This is a genomic window from Pseudomonas sp. TH08, from assembly GCF_016651275.1.
Taxonomy (GTDB): Bacteria; Pseudomonadota; Gammaproteobacteria; order Pseudomonadales; family Pseudomonadaceae; genus Aquipseudomonas.
In genome coordinates this window covers 787,199-803,991 of the sequence record NZ_JAEKEE010000004.1, presented here as the reverse complement: position 1 = coordinate 803,991, position 16,793 = coordinate 787,199, and the positions used below count along the sequence as shown (strand labels likewise).

General features: G+C 61.9%; 6 protein-coding genes. 3 read left to right on the top strand and 3 right to left on the bottom strand.

Going from position 1 to position 16,793, the window contains the following annotated elements:
• Positions 1-190: 190 nt before the first annotated feature.
• Positions 191-12,688, top strand: coding sequence for a filamentous hemagglutinin family protein (locus JFT91_RS20575; RefSeq protein WP_201233663.1), 12,498 nt, complete (start codon positions 191-193; stop codon positions 12,686-12,688).
• 69 nt (positions 12,689-12,757) lie between these two features.
• On the opposite strand, the gene JFT91_RS20570 is transcribed toward JFT91_RS20575, so the two are convergent.
• The 3 genes from JFT91_RS20570 to JFT91_RS20560 form a co-directional block, all read right to left on the bottom strand.
• Positions 12,758-13,027 carry a type II toxin-antitoxin system RelE/ParE family toxin gene (locus tag JFT91_RS20570; RefSeq protein ID WP_201233662.1) on the bottom strand — a complete coding sequence of 90 codons (270 nt, stop codon included), beginning with the start codon at positions 13,025-13,027 and terminating at the stop codon, positions 12,758-12,760.
• On the bottom strand, positions 13,017-13,208 hold the full coding sequence (gene relB / locus JFT91_RS20565; protein WP_201233661.1) for a type II toxin-antitoxin system RelB family antitoxin: 192 nt from the start codon (positions 13,206-13,208) through the stop codon (positions 13,017-13,019). The genes JFT91_RS20570 and relB overlap by 11 nt, the downstream gene beginning before the upstream one ends.
• Before the next feature lie 266 nt (positions 13,209-13,474).
• Complete coding sequence (locus JFT91_RS20560; protein ID WP_201233660.1) at positions 13,475-14,422, bottom strand: SphA family protein; 948 nt, start codon at positions 14,420-14,422, stop codon at positions 13,475-13,477.
• Positions 14,423-14,632: 210 nt separating this feature from the next.
• Between JFT91_RS20560 and JFT91_RS20555 the strand changes: the two genes are divergently transcribed.
• Positions 14,633-15,673 (top strand): AraC family transcriptional regulator, encoded by a 1,041-nt coding sequence (locus JFT91_RS20555; protein ID WP_201233659.1) that lies wholly within the window; start codon positions 14,633-14,635, stop codon positions 15,671-15,673.
• A gap of 230 nt (positions 15,674-15,903) precedes the next feature.
• Positions 15,904-16,791, top strand: a complete 888-nt coding sequence (locus tag JFT91_RS20550; RefSeq protein WP_201225297.1) for a Dyp-type peroxidase — start codon at positions 15,904-15,906, stop codon at positions 16,789-16,791.
• The last annotated feature ends 2 nt before the right edge of the window (positions 16,792-16,793 follow it).

Here is a 16,793-nt window from a genome sequence, read left to right as displayed (position 1 = left end):
CTGGGACCGCCATGTTATTCGCCCGGCATTCGGTTGTGCGGATTGCCCGACTACTCCTCGAACATGAAGTTTGTGTGACATCCGTTCGGTCGCGGCCTTCGCCAACAGCCTATGTCGTAACAGCAGGTTTTTGCAGACCTGCGGCATCTTTGGCAACCAAAGTGTGGCAATCAAAAAGGATCTCGTAGTGATGCTCGCTCGCCCATCCCGTCGTCGTACCCATGTTCTGTCCTCCAAGCGTGAAGCCATGGAGCCGACGCTGTGGCTGCTCAAGCCGTTGGCTCACGCCGTGGCGTTGTGTCTGGTGGCGGGCAGTGCGCAGGCGCAGACGGCGTTCAGTTCGAGCTGGTTTGCCGCCAAGGGCGCCGCGCAGCAAGCTGCAGCAGCACGGCCGAGCGTGGGCGGATTACCGGGGATGACGCCGCCGCTGGCTCAACAACAGAAGGCCAATCAGCAGTTGCAGCGCTCGATCCAGACGTTGAACAACACCGTTGCCGCGATTGCCGCACAACAAGCGGCGCAGGCGGCCGGACGTGCTGCCGCGTTGGGCATGGTGCAGTTTGTGCCGGACGGTTTGGGCGAGGGTGGTTTGAAGGTCGATAACAGCCTGGCTCAGGGTTGGCAGAACGCCAAGGGTCCGCAACAGACCCAGGCTGATGGCAAGACCACTGTGAAGATCGAGCAGACCGCCGACAAGGCAATTCTCAACTGGGAAACCTTCAACGTCGGGCGCAACACCACGGTCGAGTTCGCCCAGCAGTCGAACTGGGCGGTGCTTAACCGGGTCAATGACCCGAGCGCGCGGGCCAGTCAGATTCAGGGCCAGATCAAGGGCGACGGCACGGTGATGCTGATTAACCGCAACGGTATCGTGTTCAGCGGCAGCAGTCAGGTCAACGTGCGCAATCTGGTGGCGGCAGCGGCGAATATCACCGATATCCAGTTCCGCGACCGTGGTCTGTACTTCGACAGCACCGGCACGCAGCCAACGTTCACCGATGCCGCCGGCAAGGTATTGGTGGAACGCGGAGCGTCGATTGAAACCCACAAACCGGCGACTTCAACCGATGCTGGCGGCTACGCCTTGCTGCTCGGCAATGAAGTACAGAACGACGGCAGCATCAATACCGCCAAGGGCCAGACCGTGCTGGCTGCCGGTGACCGTTTCTACATTCGCAAAGGTTCGGGCACCGAGAGTAATGCGCTGTCCACCACCTTCGGTAACGAAGTCATTCCCGGTTTCAAGGCCGGCGCCGTGGCAGGCAAGGTCACCAACAACGGTTTGATCCAGTCCGCCACCGGCGACATCACCCTGACCGGTCATGAAGTGGTGCAGAACGGTGTGTTGCTCGCGAGCACGTCGGTGGCCACGCGCGGCACGATTCACCTGACCAACCCGAGCACCGACAGCAACGGCAGCGTCACGCTGGGGCAGGGCAGCGCCACGGCCATCATGCTCGACAGCAGTGATCTCAGCGCCCTCGACAGCCAGCGCGACGCGAGCCTGACCAATGTCAGCGCGAACAACCGGATCCGTGGCGACCAGTCACGCATCGAGCTGCAGAGCGGCGGCACGGTCGAGTTCCAGAACGGCTCGATCACCTTGGCCACTGGCGGCCAGGTGGCGGTCAGTGCACAACGTCGCAGCGTGGTGCGTGACGGCGCGATGATCGATGTGTCCGGTGCCCTCGGCGTCAAAGTGGCGATGGAAAACAACAGCATCAAGATCAACGTGCAAGGCAACGAGCAGCGCGATGCTTCTGTGAACCGCGAGAAAGGCGCGCTCAACAGCAATGACATCTGGGTCGATGTGCGCGAGCTGGTGTACGTGCCGGCAGGCACCAACGGTTATGCCACCGATCGCTGGTACACGGCAGGCGGTTTGCTCGAAGTTGGCGGTTATCTCGGCACGCAAGGCCATAGCGTTGGCGAGTGGATGGCCCAGGGCGGCACGGTGAGTTTTGCCGGCAACGATGTGGTCACGGAAAAAGGGTCGCTGATCAATCTGTCCGGCGGCACGCTGGATGTGCAGAGCGGCGAGATTCGGCAGAGCTGGCTGCGCGGTGCGGATGGCAAACTTTACGAAGTCTCGCGCGCGCCGGGCGATCTGCTCTACACCGGTCTGTACAAAGGCTATGAGGACAACAGCGAACGCTGGGGCCAGACCAGTTACTTCTACAACCCGTTGATCGCGCCGCGCTCACGCTTCGAGTCGGGTTACACCGTCGGCCGTGACGCCGGGCAGTTGGTGGTCGCCACGGCCAACGCCGTGCTCGACGGGCAGATGATTGGCGAGGTGTATCAGGGCGAGCGGCAGAATCAGGCACCGAAACCGGTGCTCGATGGCTATGAACAGAGCCAGACCGCACTGGCGCGCCGCGCACAGTTGATCGTCGGCAGTTATGACCCGACCTGGGTCGCCGCCGCAAGCGGCCTGTTGTACACGCTAAACCCGACGCTGGAGCAGGTGCAAATTGGCGGCGAACGTCCGCTTGCTGGCAGTGATCTGGACCTGACCGGTGCGGTGTCCGATGCGCGCAAGGGCAAGTTGTATCTCGATAACGATCAACTCAATGGCTTCCGGCTCGGTGCGCTCAAGGTCGCGGCCAGAGATCAGGTTATTGTTGACGGTGCGCTGACGGTCGATAGCGGTGGCGACATCACCCTGTACTCCCCGGACGTGCAGATCGGCGCCGACCTGACCGCGCGTGGCGGTAGCCTGCGCCTGGGCAACGTGTTGAATCAGTTCCTCAGTAGCGACACCGCTGACACTCGGCTCACGGCGAAGGCCGATAAGGCGACGCAGGTAAAAGTGGCCGACGGTGTGCGACTTGATACGCGTGGCGTGTGGAGCAATCTGCGCACCAACCCGGACGACGGCGCCAGTCTTGCGTACTTGAATGGCGGTCTGCTGTCGATCCGCAGCAGTGGTGATATCGATATCGGCGCGGGCAGTCTGCTCGATGTTTCCTCCGGCGGCGCTGTGCTGGCCAACGGCAAGATCCGTGGCGGCAAGGGTGGTGACTTGACGCTGGAATCCAGTGCGATTTCGGCGCCCGGTAAAACCCACCTCGACCTTGCGGGTGAACTGCGTGGCTACGGTGTCACGGGCGGCGGCACGCTGACGGTGCAGGCCAACAAGATCCTCGTTGGCCAGACCGACCAGGCATTGGCCGACAACACCCTGCAACTGTCCGGTGATCTGTTCAGCAAGGGCTTTTCCGCTTACAACCTGATCGGACTGAGCGGGCTGGATGTTGCCGAAGGCACCGCGATTGACATCACCCTGCCGGTGTACCGATTTGGTGATGCCGCGCCGAATCAGGTCAGTGCTGTCGACCCACGGGCGGCGCTCGAGTTGTGGACGCCGACGCTGTTCCAGGAAAACCCGACCAAGGGCCTGCTGACCCAACGCGCCGGCGCCAGCCTGACGTTGCAGGGCGGCGCCAGCCTGATCGGTTTGATCGATGCCGCCAATAGCACGTTGACCCTGGGCCGTGGTTCGCGCATCAGTGTTGATCCGGGGCAGAGCATCAAGCTGCGCGGTGCCGGGCAGATCACCGTCGAAGGTGAACTGAATGCCTGGGGCGGGACGATTGATATTCGTCAGCAACAGTTCGGCTCGATCAACCCGGGCACCTCCAATCAAGTGGCGGATCCGAATGCGCACAACCGTTCGATCTGGATCGGCGAGCAGGCCGTACTGGATGTCGCCGGACGCGCCAATACGGCCATTGATGCCCTGGGGCGCACGTACGGTCAGGTCGGCAAGGGCGGCAGCATCATCATCGGCGGCGAAATAGACGTGAAACTGGCGACGGCCACAGCGGCCGATGCCTATGTCATCGTTCGTCAGGGGGCTCGACTCGATGCGTCCGGCAGCGAAGCTGTTGTCGATATCGCCGGTCAGGGGCCGACCCGCGTTGCAACGGATGGCGGGCGCATCAGCTTGAGTTCCTATAACGGCGTGTTCGCGGAGGGCAGCTTGCGTGCGGCGGCCGGAGGTGTCGGCGCTGCCGGTGGGCGTCTGGAGCTGGCGCTTGAGGCCCCTTTGTACATGGACTCGGCAAGCAATGCGGTGCGCGCGCCGAGGGAAGTCATTATCGGCCAGGGCCCGGGGGACACTCGGCTGTCCGCCACTCTGCGACCGGGCGAGGGCGCCGACAGTTTGCGTTACGGACAGACGCGCCTGAGTGCGGATGAGTTGATGGCCGGCGGTTTCGACAACCTGAGCCTGCTGAGCAACGGCTTGTTGTCGTTTGACGGTGACGTCAATCTGCACATGAACCAGAGCCTCAATCTGTATGCCGGGGCGCTCTCGCTGGCAGAAAATTCCAGTGATGTAGCACGTATCGATTTGCGCGCGCCGTACCTGCGCCTGTCCGGTGTCGGTACTTATTTCGATGCCGTCACCATGACGCGGCCACGGGTGACCCTCAACCCCACGAACCGATTGTCGCAGGCTACGTTTAATACATCGGCGAACCTGCTGGATGTGGGCAACGGGCTGTCGTTCGGTACGCAGGGTGCGATCTTGCAACAGCAAGGGCCTGCCGTTGCATACAGTCGCCGGGCATTCGGCCTGGTGTCGCTCGACAGCAGCGGTGACCTGCGTTTTCTCGCGCCCAATGACCGTGCCGAAAGAACCCGGCTGTGGACTCCGGGTGACTTGAATCTCGGTGCGGCGCAAATCTACCCGGCCACGGGCGTCCAGGCCGAAGTGCGCGCCGGCTATCAGGGCGCCGATCGGGCGAACGAACACACCCTGCGGATCAGCGGTCGCGGCACGGCACCTGCGGCGGTGCCTTACTCGGTATTCGGCAGTTTGAACCTGACCGCGGGCACCATTGAGCAGGGCGGGGTCATCCGTGCACCGTTGGGCCTGATCACCCTGGGTGACGATGTCCTGACCACCACACATGAGGTGCGCCTGTTGCCGGGCAGCGTGACGTCGGTCAGCGCCGCCGGGTTGCTCATGCCTTACGGCGGCACCACCGATGACATCGACTATCGCTACAACGACAAGTCTGTCGTCTTGAATGGCATCACCGGCGACACCAATGGCGTGGTCGTCAACTCGCAATACATCGATGTACAAAGTGGTGCGACCCTTGATCTGTCCGGTGGCGGTGACCTTCGCGGTGCCGGTTTCGTGTCCGGGCGTGGCGGCTCCACCGATGCCCGTCTCAATCCGTTGGTACGCAACGCCGCCGACGGCACCTTCAGCTTGCCAGGGCTTGCGAGCAATCCGGTCTACGCCATCGTGCCGGGCAATCAGAGCGTTTATGCGCCGGTGGTGGCAGGAGCCGCTGCAGTGGATCCGCGTGTCGGCCAGCAGATCACCCTTGGCACGGGCGTGCCCGGGCTGGCCGCAGGCACCTACACCTTGTTGCCCTCCAGCTTTGCCCTGTTGCCGGGGGCGTTTCGCGTTGAAGTCAACGGTCAGGCGATCCCGAGCGGCACGACGCGCGCGCTGCAACTGCGCAATGGCTCCTGGACCAGCAGCGGGCAGATGTCGATTGCCAATACCGGTTTGCGTGACAGCCTCGCCAGCCAGGTGATTCTGACCTCTGCCGATGTGTTGCGCCGCTACTCGCAATACAACGAAACCAGCCTGGCCCAATTCATTTACAGCGATGCCGCACGTCGGGGCGTGCCGCGTGCGCTGGCACCCATGGATGGCAAGACGCTGGATTTGCGTCTGAACGCCGGTGGCGAACAAGACATTGCTTTGCTGTTCAACGGGCAGGCGTTGTTCAAGGCCGCCGAGGGAGGCTCGATCGGCACCGCTGTGCTGCGCGGGGGCAATGCCGGCGCGAACTTTGAAATCCTCGGCGCAGGGCATACGCCAACCCCTGACTTCAATGGCGTGTCGGTCTACGCCGACACGCTCAACAATCTCAATGCCGGACGTCTGAGCATCGGTGCGATGCCGAAGGTCCAGTACAACAACGCGGCCAACATCATTGGTTTCGTTGGCACCAGCCAAGACATTGTTTTGCGTGAAGGGGCGATCCTGTCCGCACCGGAAGTGCTCTTGCGCACCACCTCGACTCTTGGTGGCATCACGGTCGAGGCGGGGGCGGGAATCAACACACTGGGACGGGGCGATGTGGCCTACGACTCAACGGCGGGCTTTTTCTATCAGCCTGACCAATCCAGCCTGTTGCTCGCTTCCAACGGCTGGACCCACGTTCTGGCGCCGAAAGCGGCCAGCGGCATTTCCGGCGGCGGCAGCATCCGCATTGGTGTCTGCACAACGGCTGTGTGCAGCAATCCGGCAATCCTTTATTCGAATGGCAGTCTGACGGCCGCCACGGATAATCAATTCGAACTCGACGAAGCGGTGCGCTTCGGCACGCGTCAGCTCGCGCTTTCGGTCGGCTCGGTCAACGCCGGCAGTGCCGAGGCGCTGGCAGCGGCAGGCAGTCGCGTACCGGCGGGGTTGATGCTGAACCAGAACGTGCTCAATCGACTGTTGCGGGGCGATACGCAGTACGGCGCACCGGCGCTGGAAACCTTAAGCCTGACCACTCGCGATGCTTTCAATTTCTACGGCAGCGTGAGCCTCGACACCCTCGATCCGCAGACTGGCCAGAGCAAACTGCAGAATCTGCTGCTGGTCACCCCGGCGATTTATGGCTCGGGCGATGCCAGTGATGTGGCGAGCATCCGCACCGCCAATTTGATCTGGAACGGCGCCACGCAAAGTCCTGGCGGCGTGATCACCGCTGGCGCCGGTACGGGCAGCGGCACGCTGGACATTCAGGCGCAACGCATCGAGTTGGGTTTCGGCCCGATGCCGCAGGCGAGCGGCCTGGATCAGAACAATCGTCTGGCGCTGGGTTTTGCCAACGTCAACCTGACGGCCAGCGACCGCATCACCGCCAACCACAAAGGCAACCTGGCGGTGTATCAGGAGCAGGGCGCTTACGATCCGCTCAAGGGTTACAGCTACAGCGGCGGCAACCTGAATCTGCGTACGCCGTTGCTCACCGGTGAAGCGGCGTCGGTGAGTGTGCTCAAGGCTGGCAACAATCTGACGCTCAGCGGTGGCGGGGCTGCAGGGGCGGCGGACGCCCTGGGTGCCGAGTTGAACCTTGAGGCTCGCAACATCGTGCTCGATAGCCGTATCACCCTGGCCAGCGGCAAGCTGACGGTCAAGTCCGAAGGCGATTTGACCCTGGGCAGCGCTGCGGTGCTGGACATGGCCGGGCGTACGCTGCCGTTCAACGATGTGAACAAATACAGCTGGGGCGGCGACGTGTCGCTGTACAGCGCCAACGGCAATATCCGTCAAGCGGCGGGCTCGCGGATTGACCTGTCGGCGAAGAGCAATCAGGCCGGTAACCTCAGCGCCATTGCGTTGGCCGACGCGGCCGGAACCGTCGATTTGCAGGGTGAAATCCTCGGCGGCAGCAGCGGTTATTACGATGCCGGCGGCACGCTGGTGCCATACAAGGCCGGGGGCGTGGACATTCGCGCGCAAAATCTGGGCGCAGATGCCACCGCGCAGTTCGCCGCGCTTAATCAGCGCCTGAACGCCGGACAGGTGTTCGGCAGCCGCAGCTTGCAGCTCAAGCAAGGCAATCTTGTGATCGGCGATGGCCTCAAGGCCGGTGACATCAATGTCTCGGTGGACAACGGCAGCCTGACCGTGACCGGTTTGGTCGATGCCAGTGGCGAGCGCGTCGGCAACATTCGTCTGTCGGCAAAAAATGCTCTGGCGCTGGCCGGCAACAGCCTGCTCGACGCTCATGGTCGAGTCCTGCGCGTCGACAGCTACGGCAAGATCATCGATGCGCCGAACCGCGCCACGGTGGAACTCAATTCCGGTGAGGGTGTACTCACGCTGGCGTCCGGCGCGCGGATCGACCTGCGTCACGGCACCGATGCGGTGCCCGGTTTCCTTGCCGGGCAACACGATGGAATGCTGCGCGGCACGCTGGAGCTGAACGCGCCGCGTCTGGGCAGTAATGACATCGCCATCGACGCCAGCGGTGCGTTGACCATTCAGGGCGCTCGCTCCATTGGCCTCAACGGTACACGCCGCTACACCGATGCCCGTGATGGCGTCGATCAAGCGGTCAGTGGCCGACCGTATCAAGTGATCGATCAAGCCATGCTCGAGCGCATTCACGGTGACAGCAACACCTTTATCAACGCCGCGCTGGGCAACAGCGATCTGCTGCAACGCAAACTCGCCGGGCTGAACAACGCCACTTACGCCGACGCGTTCCATCTGCGCCCGGGTGTGGAAATCGCCAGCAAGACGGCTGACGGCGACCTGGTGGTGGAGGGCGATCTGGACTTGTCCGGTTATCGCTACGCCAGCCTCAATCCGCACACCCGCTTGAACCCGTCGGTGTATGGCTCTGGTGAGGCCGGTAGCCTGGTCATCCGCGCCGGTGGCAACCTCGATATTTACGGCAGCATCAACGACGGTTTCGCGCCGCCGCCGGAAACTCAGGATGACGCCGGCTGGAAATTGATTGCCGGTGTGCAGCCGTTCGGTGGTGATCTGATCGTGCCGGGCAGCGGTGTTTCGCTGGCTGAAGGGACACAGTTCCCGGTCGGCGTCACGCTCAATTACGACGTGACAATTCAGGGCGCGGTGTTGGCCAGCGGCACGTTGCTGCCGACTCAGGCAGTGTTGGCAGAGGCGTATACCTTTAGCGCCGGCACGGTGTTGGCCGGGGCCATCCATGATGCCAATGGCAACCTGCTGTACGCGGCGGGAACGTTGCTCGGTGACAGTGTGACGGTGCCGGCCAACAGCCGTTTGGGTGCCGGTATCCGTCTGAACAAGGCGACGAGCCTGCAAGCCATGAACTGGCCCAAAGGCGTGCCGTTGCCGGGGGTTTACAACGCCGACCTGCAAAGCGTTTCCGGGGTCAGGCTGAGTGGTTCGCTGGCGTTGCTGCGCGGATCGCTGATTCCTTCCATGACCGACGTGAAACTGGCCGACGGCACTTCACTGATCGAACTGCGGCCGTTCACTGGCGACCAGCAGGGCAAGAACTGGGCGGTGGCCAGCATGCTGCCGGCGGGCAGTGCGTCGTGGTCGATGCGCGTGGTGGCGGGGGCGGATCTTGGTGCTGCCGACAGTCGTGCCTTGAAACCGGTGACAGCGGATGGCAACTTGCGACTGGCTGACGCTCATTACGGTGTGACGATCACACAGAGCGCCGGTCAACTTGTCTGGGCCGCGGATAATCCCTATGACCTTCCGGCGTATTACCCGGTGCCCGATGACCAACTGGGGGTATGTGACCAGGTTCCGGGACTCTGTGTACCGATGGCACGCTGGGTCTGGGCACCGGGGAACGGTCAGGCACCTGACTACGAACCGGTCACCGAGGAGTATCAAGTCCTTTGTGACATCTATCCGGACCTGTGCATCGGCAATAATCCTGGAAAAACTGCCAAGGCCCATACGCAGATGTTCAGCGTCCTGCGCACCGGTACCGGCGATCTCGACCTGATCGCCGCTGGCAACTTGAGCATGGACTCGCCGTTCGGCGTATATACCGCAGGCACCCAGTCAGCCAACGTTGATCCGCTCTACAACCAGAAACGCGGGCATCTCTCGGACAGCAATTCGGTGCTGGGCACGTCGGGTGCTGACTATGAGAAATGGGTCAACGGTGGCGCGGACAGCTTGTATCAAGCCTGGTATCCGCAGATGGGCGGCAACCTGACGATCAACGCCGGGGGCTCGGTTTCCGCCGATTCAGTAGGCAAGAAGGAGCTATCGTCGGGTGGCGGTTTCCGCGAGCAGATTGCCAGCGCGTCAGTGGGTAATTGGCTGTGGCGCCAAGGCACCGGCAACCCGGATGTGCCCACAGCCTGGTGGATCAACTTCGGCAGTTACGCCACTCAGTTGATGACATCCGAGGGCAATACCGAACCGTACCTGGTGGGCTTCACCGGTTTCGGCACCTTGGGCGGCGGTAATATCAGCCTGCGTGCCGGAGGTGACGCCGGTATGCTCAAACCGTTGGGCGATGCCGACAATTATCCGCGCAGCCAAGGCCTCATCGTTGCCGTGGGCAGCACGGGTCGTGTCGCCAGCGATGGCAGCGTGCAGATGACCGGCGGCGGTGATATGGACATTCGCATCGGCGGCGCACTCAACCCATCGCTGCAAGCGCGGGCCGGGGATAACGGGACTCAGCCGCCGAGGCACGACCTGCAAGGCGCGCTGATCAATTTGCGCGGGGCGGCGCAATTGACGGGCGGGGCGCTGGGCGGCATCAATCTGCAATACGGTGCCATTTCACAGTCGCATGATGTCCGTGAAACCCGACCGCTGGATCCTTTCACCTCGACCGCCAGCAACGCTTCCGGTGGTCTGGTGCTGATTCCTGGTGACTCGGGCATGAGCCTCAGCACCCGGGGCGACCTGGTGTTGGGCGGTGCGGCCGATCCCGGTCGGGTGCGTCTGATGAACGCCAGCCCGATCATGGCGGCCGACGCAAGCGTTCAGCAGGGCGGCATCCTGAGTGGCTTTTCATTGTGGACTGACCACACGGCAATCGATCTGTTCTCGGCTGGCGGGAACCTGACGCCGGGCACACAGTTATCCGAGTTCAGCCCATCCAACGACCTGATCAGGGGCCGCAATACGTCTCCTACCGATGGCCGGTTTGTCTATCCATCGATTCTGCGCGCGGTGGCGGGCCAGGGGTCCATTTATGCGGGGCCATCCGCGACGTTCACTGGCGTAAACAACTACCCGCTGCAAGGTTACTCACTGCTTCTGGCACCGTCGAAGTCGGGACAGCTTGAACTGCTGGCAGGGGACTCTATCTACGCCGGTGGCTATGCGATCAACCAGTCGGGGGCCAGTCCGATGGCCATGGCTACCCCGTTCAACCCGGCATTCAATGCCTACGCCAACAGCAACGCTAGCAAACCGCTGCGCACCAACTACAGTGACGATGGCGTGGCGCCAGAGGGCAACGTGCGATATCCGCTGTTTGCCTTTGGTCCCAACAGCTACTCGGGATTGAACGACGTACAGGGGCCGGCGCGATTCTATGCGCTGACGGGGGACCTGGTGGGCGTTCGCAGTGGCGAAACGTTGAGTTTTTCCACTTCCGGACGCACCTGGTACGAAGCGGCTGGGCCTGTGTGGATGATCGCCGGACGCGACATCGTTGCTTCCGGGACTAGTCTGGGGCAGCCTGCGGCCGTGCCGAAAGTGGAAATGAGTAGCGGCAAGGAGGACATTTTTTCCACCGGCAACCTTTTCGTGCATAACGACCCGCGAGACGTATCGCGGGTGTCGGCAGGCCGCGACATTCTTTACAGCAGCTTCGATATTGCCGGGCCGGGCGTCCTCGATATCAATGCCGGGCGCAATATCCTGATGGAGGACCGCGCCAGCATCACCAGCCTTGGCTCGTTGGTGGCCGGCGATAAACAACCGGGCGCCAGCGTGGTATTGCAGGCGGGTGTGGGGGCGCAAGGGCCGGATTACTCCCGGTTCATTGCTCGCTATCTGAATGCGAAAAATCTTGCCAACGCAGAGACGTCGTTGAGCGCGCAACCGGGCAAAGTGGTCAAGACCTACCTCGACGAGCTGCAGAGCTGGCTGACCTTGGGCTACGGCTTCAGCGGTAACGCCGAACAGGCGCAAGCGTTCTACGCCGCGTTGCCAAGTACCGAGCAGGCGATCTTCGCCCGTCAGGTGTACTTCGCCGAACTGCGTGCCGGTGGCCTGGAATACAACGATGTCGATGGCCCGCGCAAAGGCAGTTATTTGCGCGGTCGCAACGCCATTGCCGCGCTGTTCCCGACCACCGATGTGGCCGGCAATCCGATCCGCTATGACGGCGACATCACGCTGTACGGCGGTGCCGGGGTCAAGACGTTGTTCGGCGGCGATATCCAGATGCTCACGCCCGGCGGTGGTCAGGTGTTCGGCATCGAAGGTGCGGCGCCGCCGTCGACGGCGGGGATCATCACCCAAGGCTCGGGCAACATTCAGCTCTACTCCGAGGGCAGCATCCTGCTCGGGCAGAGCCGGATCATGACCACCTTCGGCGGCTCGATTCTCGGCTGGTCGGCCGAGGGCGACATCAACGCCGGTCGCGGTTCGAAAACCACCGTGGTCTACACCCCGCCGAAACGCGCGTACGACACCTGGGGCAACGTGACCCTGTCGCCATCGGTGCCGAGCACCGGTGCCGGTATCGCCACGCTCAACCCGATTGCCGAAGTGGCGCCGGGCGACATCGACCTGATCGCGCCGCTGGGCACCATCGATGCGGGCGAGGCGGGGATTCGCGTCTCGGGCAACGTCAACATCGCTGCGCTGACGGTGGTCAACGCCGCCAACATCTCGGTGCAGGGCAAGGCGACAGGTGTGCCGGTGGTTTCGGCGGTGAATACCGGGGCGATTACTTCGGCCAGCTCCGCCGCGTCGTCGGCGACCCAGGCGGCAGAAGACGTCGCCCGTCAGCAGCAAGCGGCGTCGCGGCAGAATCAGTCCTCGGTCTTCACCGTGCAGGTGCTCAGCTTCGGCAACGAACAACTCGCACCGTCCCGCGATGGCGCCAGCCGCGCACCGGCCCCGGGGTACAACCCGAACAGCCCGGTGCAAGTGTTGGGGGCAGGGGCGCTGGATGAACAGGCGAAGCAGCAGTTGACCGAGGAGGAACGCGGGCAGCTGACGTTGTAAAAGACTCTCGTGTAGTACGTTTGGGCGGCCGTTTGGCCGCCCTTTTTTGCGCGCATTGATCAAGAGCGCTCATGGATACTCTTGTCGGGCATGCAAAACGTTCAGGATCTCGATCCGATTGGTAATCCGGTACACCACCACATAGTTTGGGTGGACGACGATTTCCCTGGTGCTGGGTGCTCGTCCGAATCGATAAAGGTAGGGATGTTCCGGAAGGGCCGAGGTAGCAACCTCGATGGCTGCGTGCAGTTGGCTGGCCGCAACAGCGTTACGGTCAGCGATGTAATTGAGAATTTGCCAGAGTGCAGTGCGAGCTTCGGGTCGCCAGTCAACCAGCACTGAGTTTGTTGAGTTTCAATTCGATGAGGGCACGCATCTCGGCCATCACCTGATCGTGCGGAATGCTGGGACGCGGGTCATCAATCGAGGCTTGCACCTTGGCACGAAACCAGCGATCGTAGCTCTCGGCCTCTTCTTCGGATTCGAAGTCAGAGTAAAACGGGGAAAGTAATAGGCTCATAGTGATCTCCGTGATCAATCTCAGCAGTCTAAGGAGGATGTGGCTCGCTGTCGTCACTGGCAAGACGAGGGGGCCAGTATCCCGAAGCGCTGGCGCAAAAGATGTCAGACGCTTCTTTCCCTCAACGAGGAATTCCAATCGGCTTTGTAGGCTCGGTCATAACCGCCTGTAGGAGCTGCCGCAGGCTGCGATCTTTTGATCTTGCTTCTCAAAAACACAATCAAAAGATCGCAGCCTGCGGCAGCTCCTACAGGGGGCCGCGGAGGTTAGAAGGCGTAGGGGATGCTGACTTTGGCCCAGAGCATTTCGCCTTCGGGGCGGTTTTCGACGTCGAATTCCTTGGCCCAGCGAATCTCCGCGCTGGCGTATTTGAGGAAGGTGAAGTGCAGCGCCGGGCCAATCGCAAACACCTGACCGCGCACGCCATCGTCCACGTCCTGCCCGGCAAACTGCACGGTGTGGCCGAACTGTTTGTCGTCGGTGGTCTGCTTGAGGTAGTAGCCATTGAGCCCGAGCATCACGTCGTCGGTGATCTTGTAGCTGGCCGAATAATCGAAATGGAAGATCTGCCCGGACTTGTAATCGGTGTCCTTGTTCTTCTCGTTGAAGCTGTAGGTGGTCTTCATCGAGACTTCGGTGCGTTCGGTCGGCAGCCAGGTGAACGAGAACAGCGGTTTGTAGGTGTAGAAATTGTTACTGGTGTTGGCCAGCCGATCGACGCTGTATTCGCCGGTCGGCACGGTGATTTCCAGGGCGGCGCCGAGGGTCAGGTTCTTGCCCATGTCCCACAGAATGATCGGCGCAACGGTGGTGTCGCCCATGCCTTCGCGAGTGTCACTGAGGCCGAACACCGAGACTTCCTGCTTCAACCACGGCTGGGCGATGTAGCCGGCCAGCCGTCCGCCGAAGACGCGCACCGGGCTCAGGTAGTCGAGGCGCGGAATCACCGCCGTGGACTCGATCTCGACATTCGGCACCTTGCCGCCGAGCGAACTGATGTTGAGCTTTGTCGACTTGTAATGGTTGTAGTAGAGATTGAACGCGACCATGTTCTCCGGAAGGCTGTTGACGTCCAGCGGCAGCATGAAGAAGCCGTCGGTGCCGGGGCCAATGTTGTCGACGCCGGCTTCGGTGGCCAGTGCCGGCAAGGTCGCGGTACAGCCCAGCAAAGTCAGGGCCAGGCGCAGGGGCAATGTCGCGCAGTTCGGGTGCATATCCGTCCTCATTATTATTGTGTTTTGGCGCAACGCCGGCACATGGCACGCCCGGCACTATAGAAATAAGCGCTTGGCACCCGGCGGGGCAGGGTATTGGCGGACAGTTAGGGGGACTTCTGCGGACAGTCGGCCAACCCTGTGCTAACTTCCTTCGACATAACCGGTTACAAAAATAACAATCAAGCGTGATCCGGAATGTCAGCCCCCATGAACGTAAAAGTCCAAGACCCGACCTTTGAATTGGCGCTGGTGTCGCCGTTCCTCCTGCAGACCCTCGCCGAAGTCGCACAGAACAAAGGTATCGACCCCGAAAGCCTGTGCCGTGGCCTGGGGTTTACCCTCGAAGATTTGCAGGATCCGGCGCAACGGATTTCCTATCGCCAGGCCGTGGCGATGATTCAGCGTGCGCTCAAGGGGCTGCCCAATCAGGGCCTGGGCCTGTGGGTCGGCGCGCAGAATGTACTCGGCACGCTGGGGCTGCTCGGCCATGTTCTGTCGCTGTGCAAGACCTTGCGCGATGCCTTTGCCCTAGGGATTCGCCATCAGCACACGTCGGGCGGGATTGTGGTGTCCAGCGTCGACGTGGTCGGCGAGCAGGTGCATCTCGATGCCGAATGCCGCTTGCCGTTCGCCGATGTGCAGGTGTTCGCGGTCGAGGAATTTTTCGCTAGTTTGCTGGTGTATGGTCGCGCGTTGGCGGGGACCGATTTCAAGCCGATTGCCGTTGAATTCATGCATGCCGCGCCGGATTACCTCAGTGAATACCATCGCCTGCTGGGGCCCGACGTGCGCTTCGGTTGCCTGCACAATCGCATGCTGATTGATGTGCAATGGCTGGACGTGAATCTGCCCAATCACCATTCACTGGCGCTGCGTCAGGCGGTCGCTTTGCTGGAGCTGGAAGCGGCGCAGGTGCATCAGAAGCTTGATCTGATTCAGGCGGTGGAACGGGCGATTGCCCGGGATCTGAGCCGGGGCAGCCATATCGAAAAGATTGCCGGTGATTTGAACATGAGCAGCCGCACTTTGCGTCGGCGCCTGACTGAGCATTCGCTGACCTTTGAAGCCTTGCTGGAGCAAGTGCGCCAGGCGCGCACGCTAAGTCTGCTGGCCAACCCCGATATGCCGATCGAGCGGATTACTGAAGAAGTCGGCTACAGCGATGTGCGCAGTTTTCGCCGGGCATTCAAGCGCTGGACGGGCATGAGCCCGAGTGCGTGGCGGGTTGAGAGCAGCACAACGGTTTAGATGAACCCTGTGGCGAGGGGATTCATCCCCGATGGGTTGCGAAGCGGCCCCAAAAACCTGCAAGCGCGGTTTTCTGGAAGACGGCATATACCTGTTTTGCGACGGCTGCGCCGCCGATCGGGGATAAATCCCCTCGCCACAAGGGAACTTCGTGCTTAGTACATCAGCGTTTCAACCACACAAATCCTCCGGCCACAGGTAAACTCCGCGCACTTTTTCAAGGAGTTCACATGAGTTACTACCAGCCGGGCATTCTCGCCACCCCCGTTCCTGCTCAAGCACGCCACCTGTTTTTCGCCCTTGAGTCGGTAGAAGCCCTGCCTCAGGCGATCGATAACCTGATCAATCAGGTGGATGGCAAGTCGGCGGTGGTCGGTTTCGGTGAATCCCTGGCCAAGGCCCTCAACGTCCAGATCGAAGGCCTGCGCAGCTTCCCGGCCATGACCGGCGTTGGCGTCGAGAACCCATCGACCCAGCACGCGCTGTGGGTCTGGCTGCACGGCGTCGACCGTGGCGACCTGCTCAACCGTTGCAACGCCCTCGAAGCCGCATTGGCCCCGGCGTTGCGTCTGGTGGACATGCAGGAAGCCTTCCGCCACAAGGACGGCCACGACCTGACCGGCTATGAAGATGGCACCGAAAACCCGCACGACGAAGCCGCCATAGCGGCCGCCCTGCAAAGTGCCGGCACTGATGGCATGGTCGGCGGCAGCTTCGCCGCGATTCAGCAGTGGCAGCATGACCTCAAGGGTTTCCACAAACTGTCCGCCGACGACAAAGACAACATCATGGGCCGTCGCCTCAGCGACAACGAAGAGATCGACGACGCCCCGGTTTCTGCCCACGTCAAACGCACCGCGCAGGAAAGCTTTGCGCCGGAAGCGTTCGTCGTGCGCCGTTCGATGCCGTGGATCGAAGGTGATCGCGCTGGCCTGATGTTCCTCGCGTTTGGCTTCTCGCTGGATGCCTTCGAAGCGCAACTGCGGCGTATGAGCGGTCTGGAAGACGGCATCACCGACGGTTTGTATCGCATCAGCCGGCCGATCACTGGCGGCTACTACTGGTGCCCGCCGCTGAAGGATGGTCACCTCGATCTGCGCGCGTTGCGCATCGGTTAAAG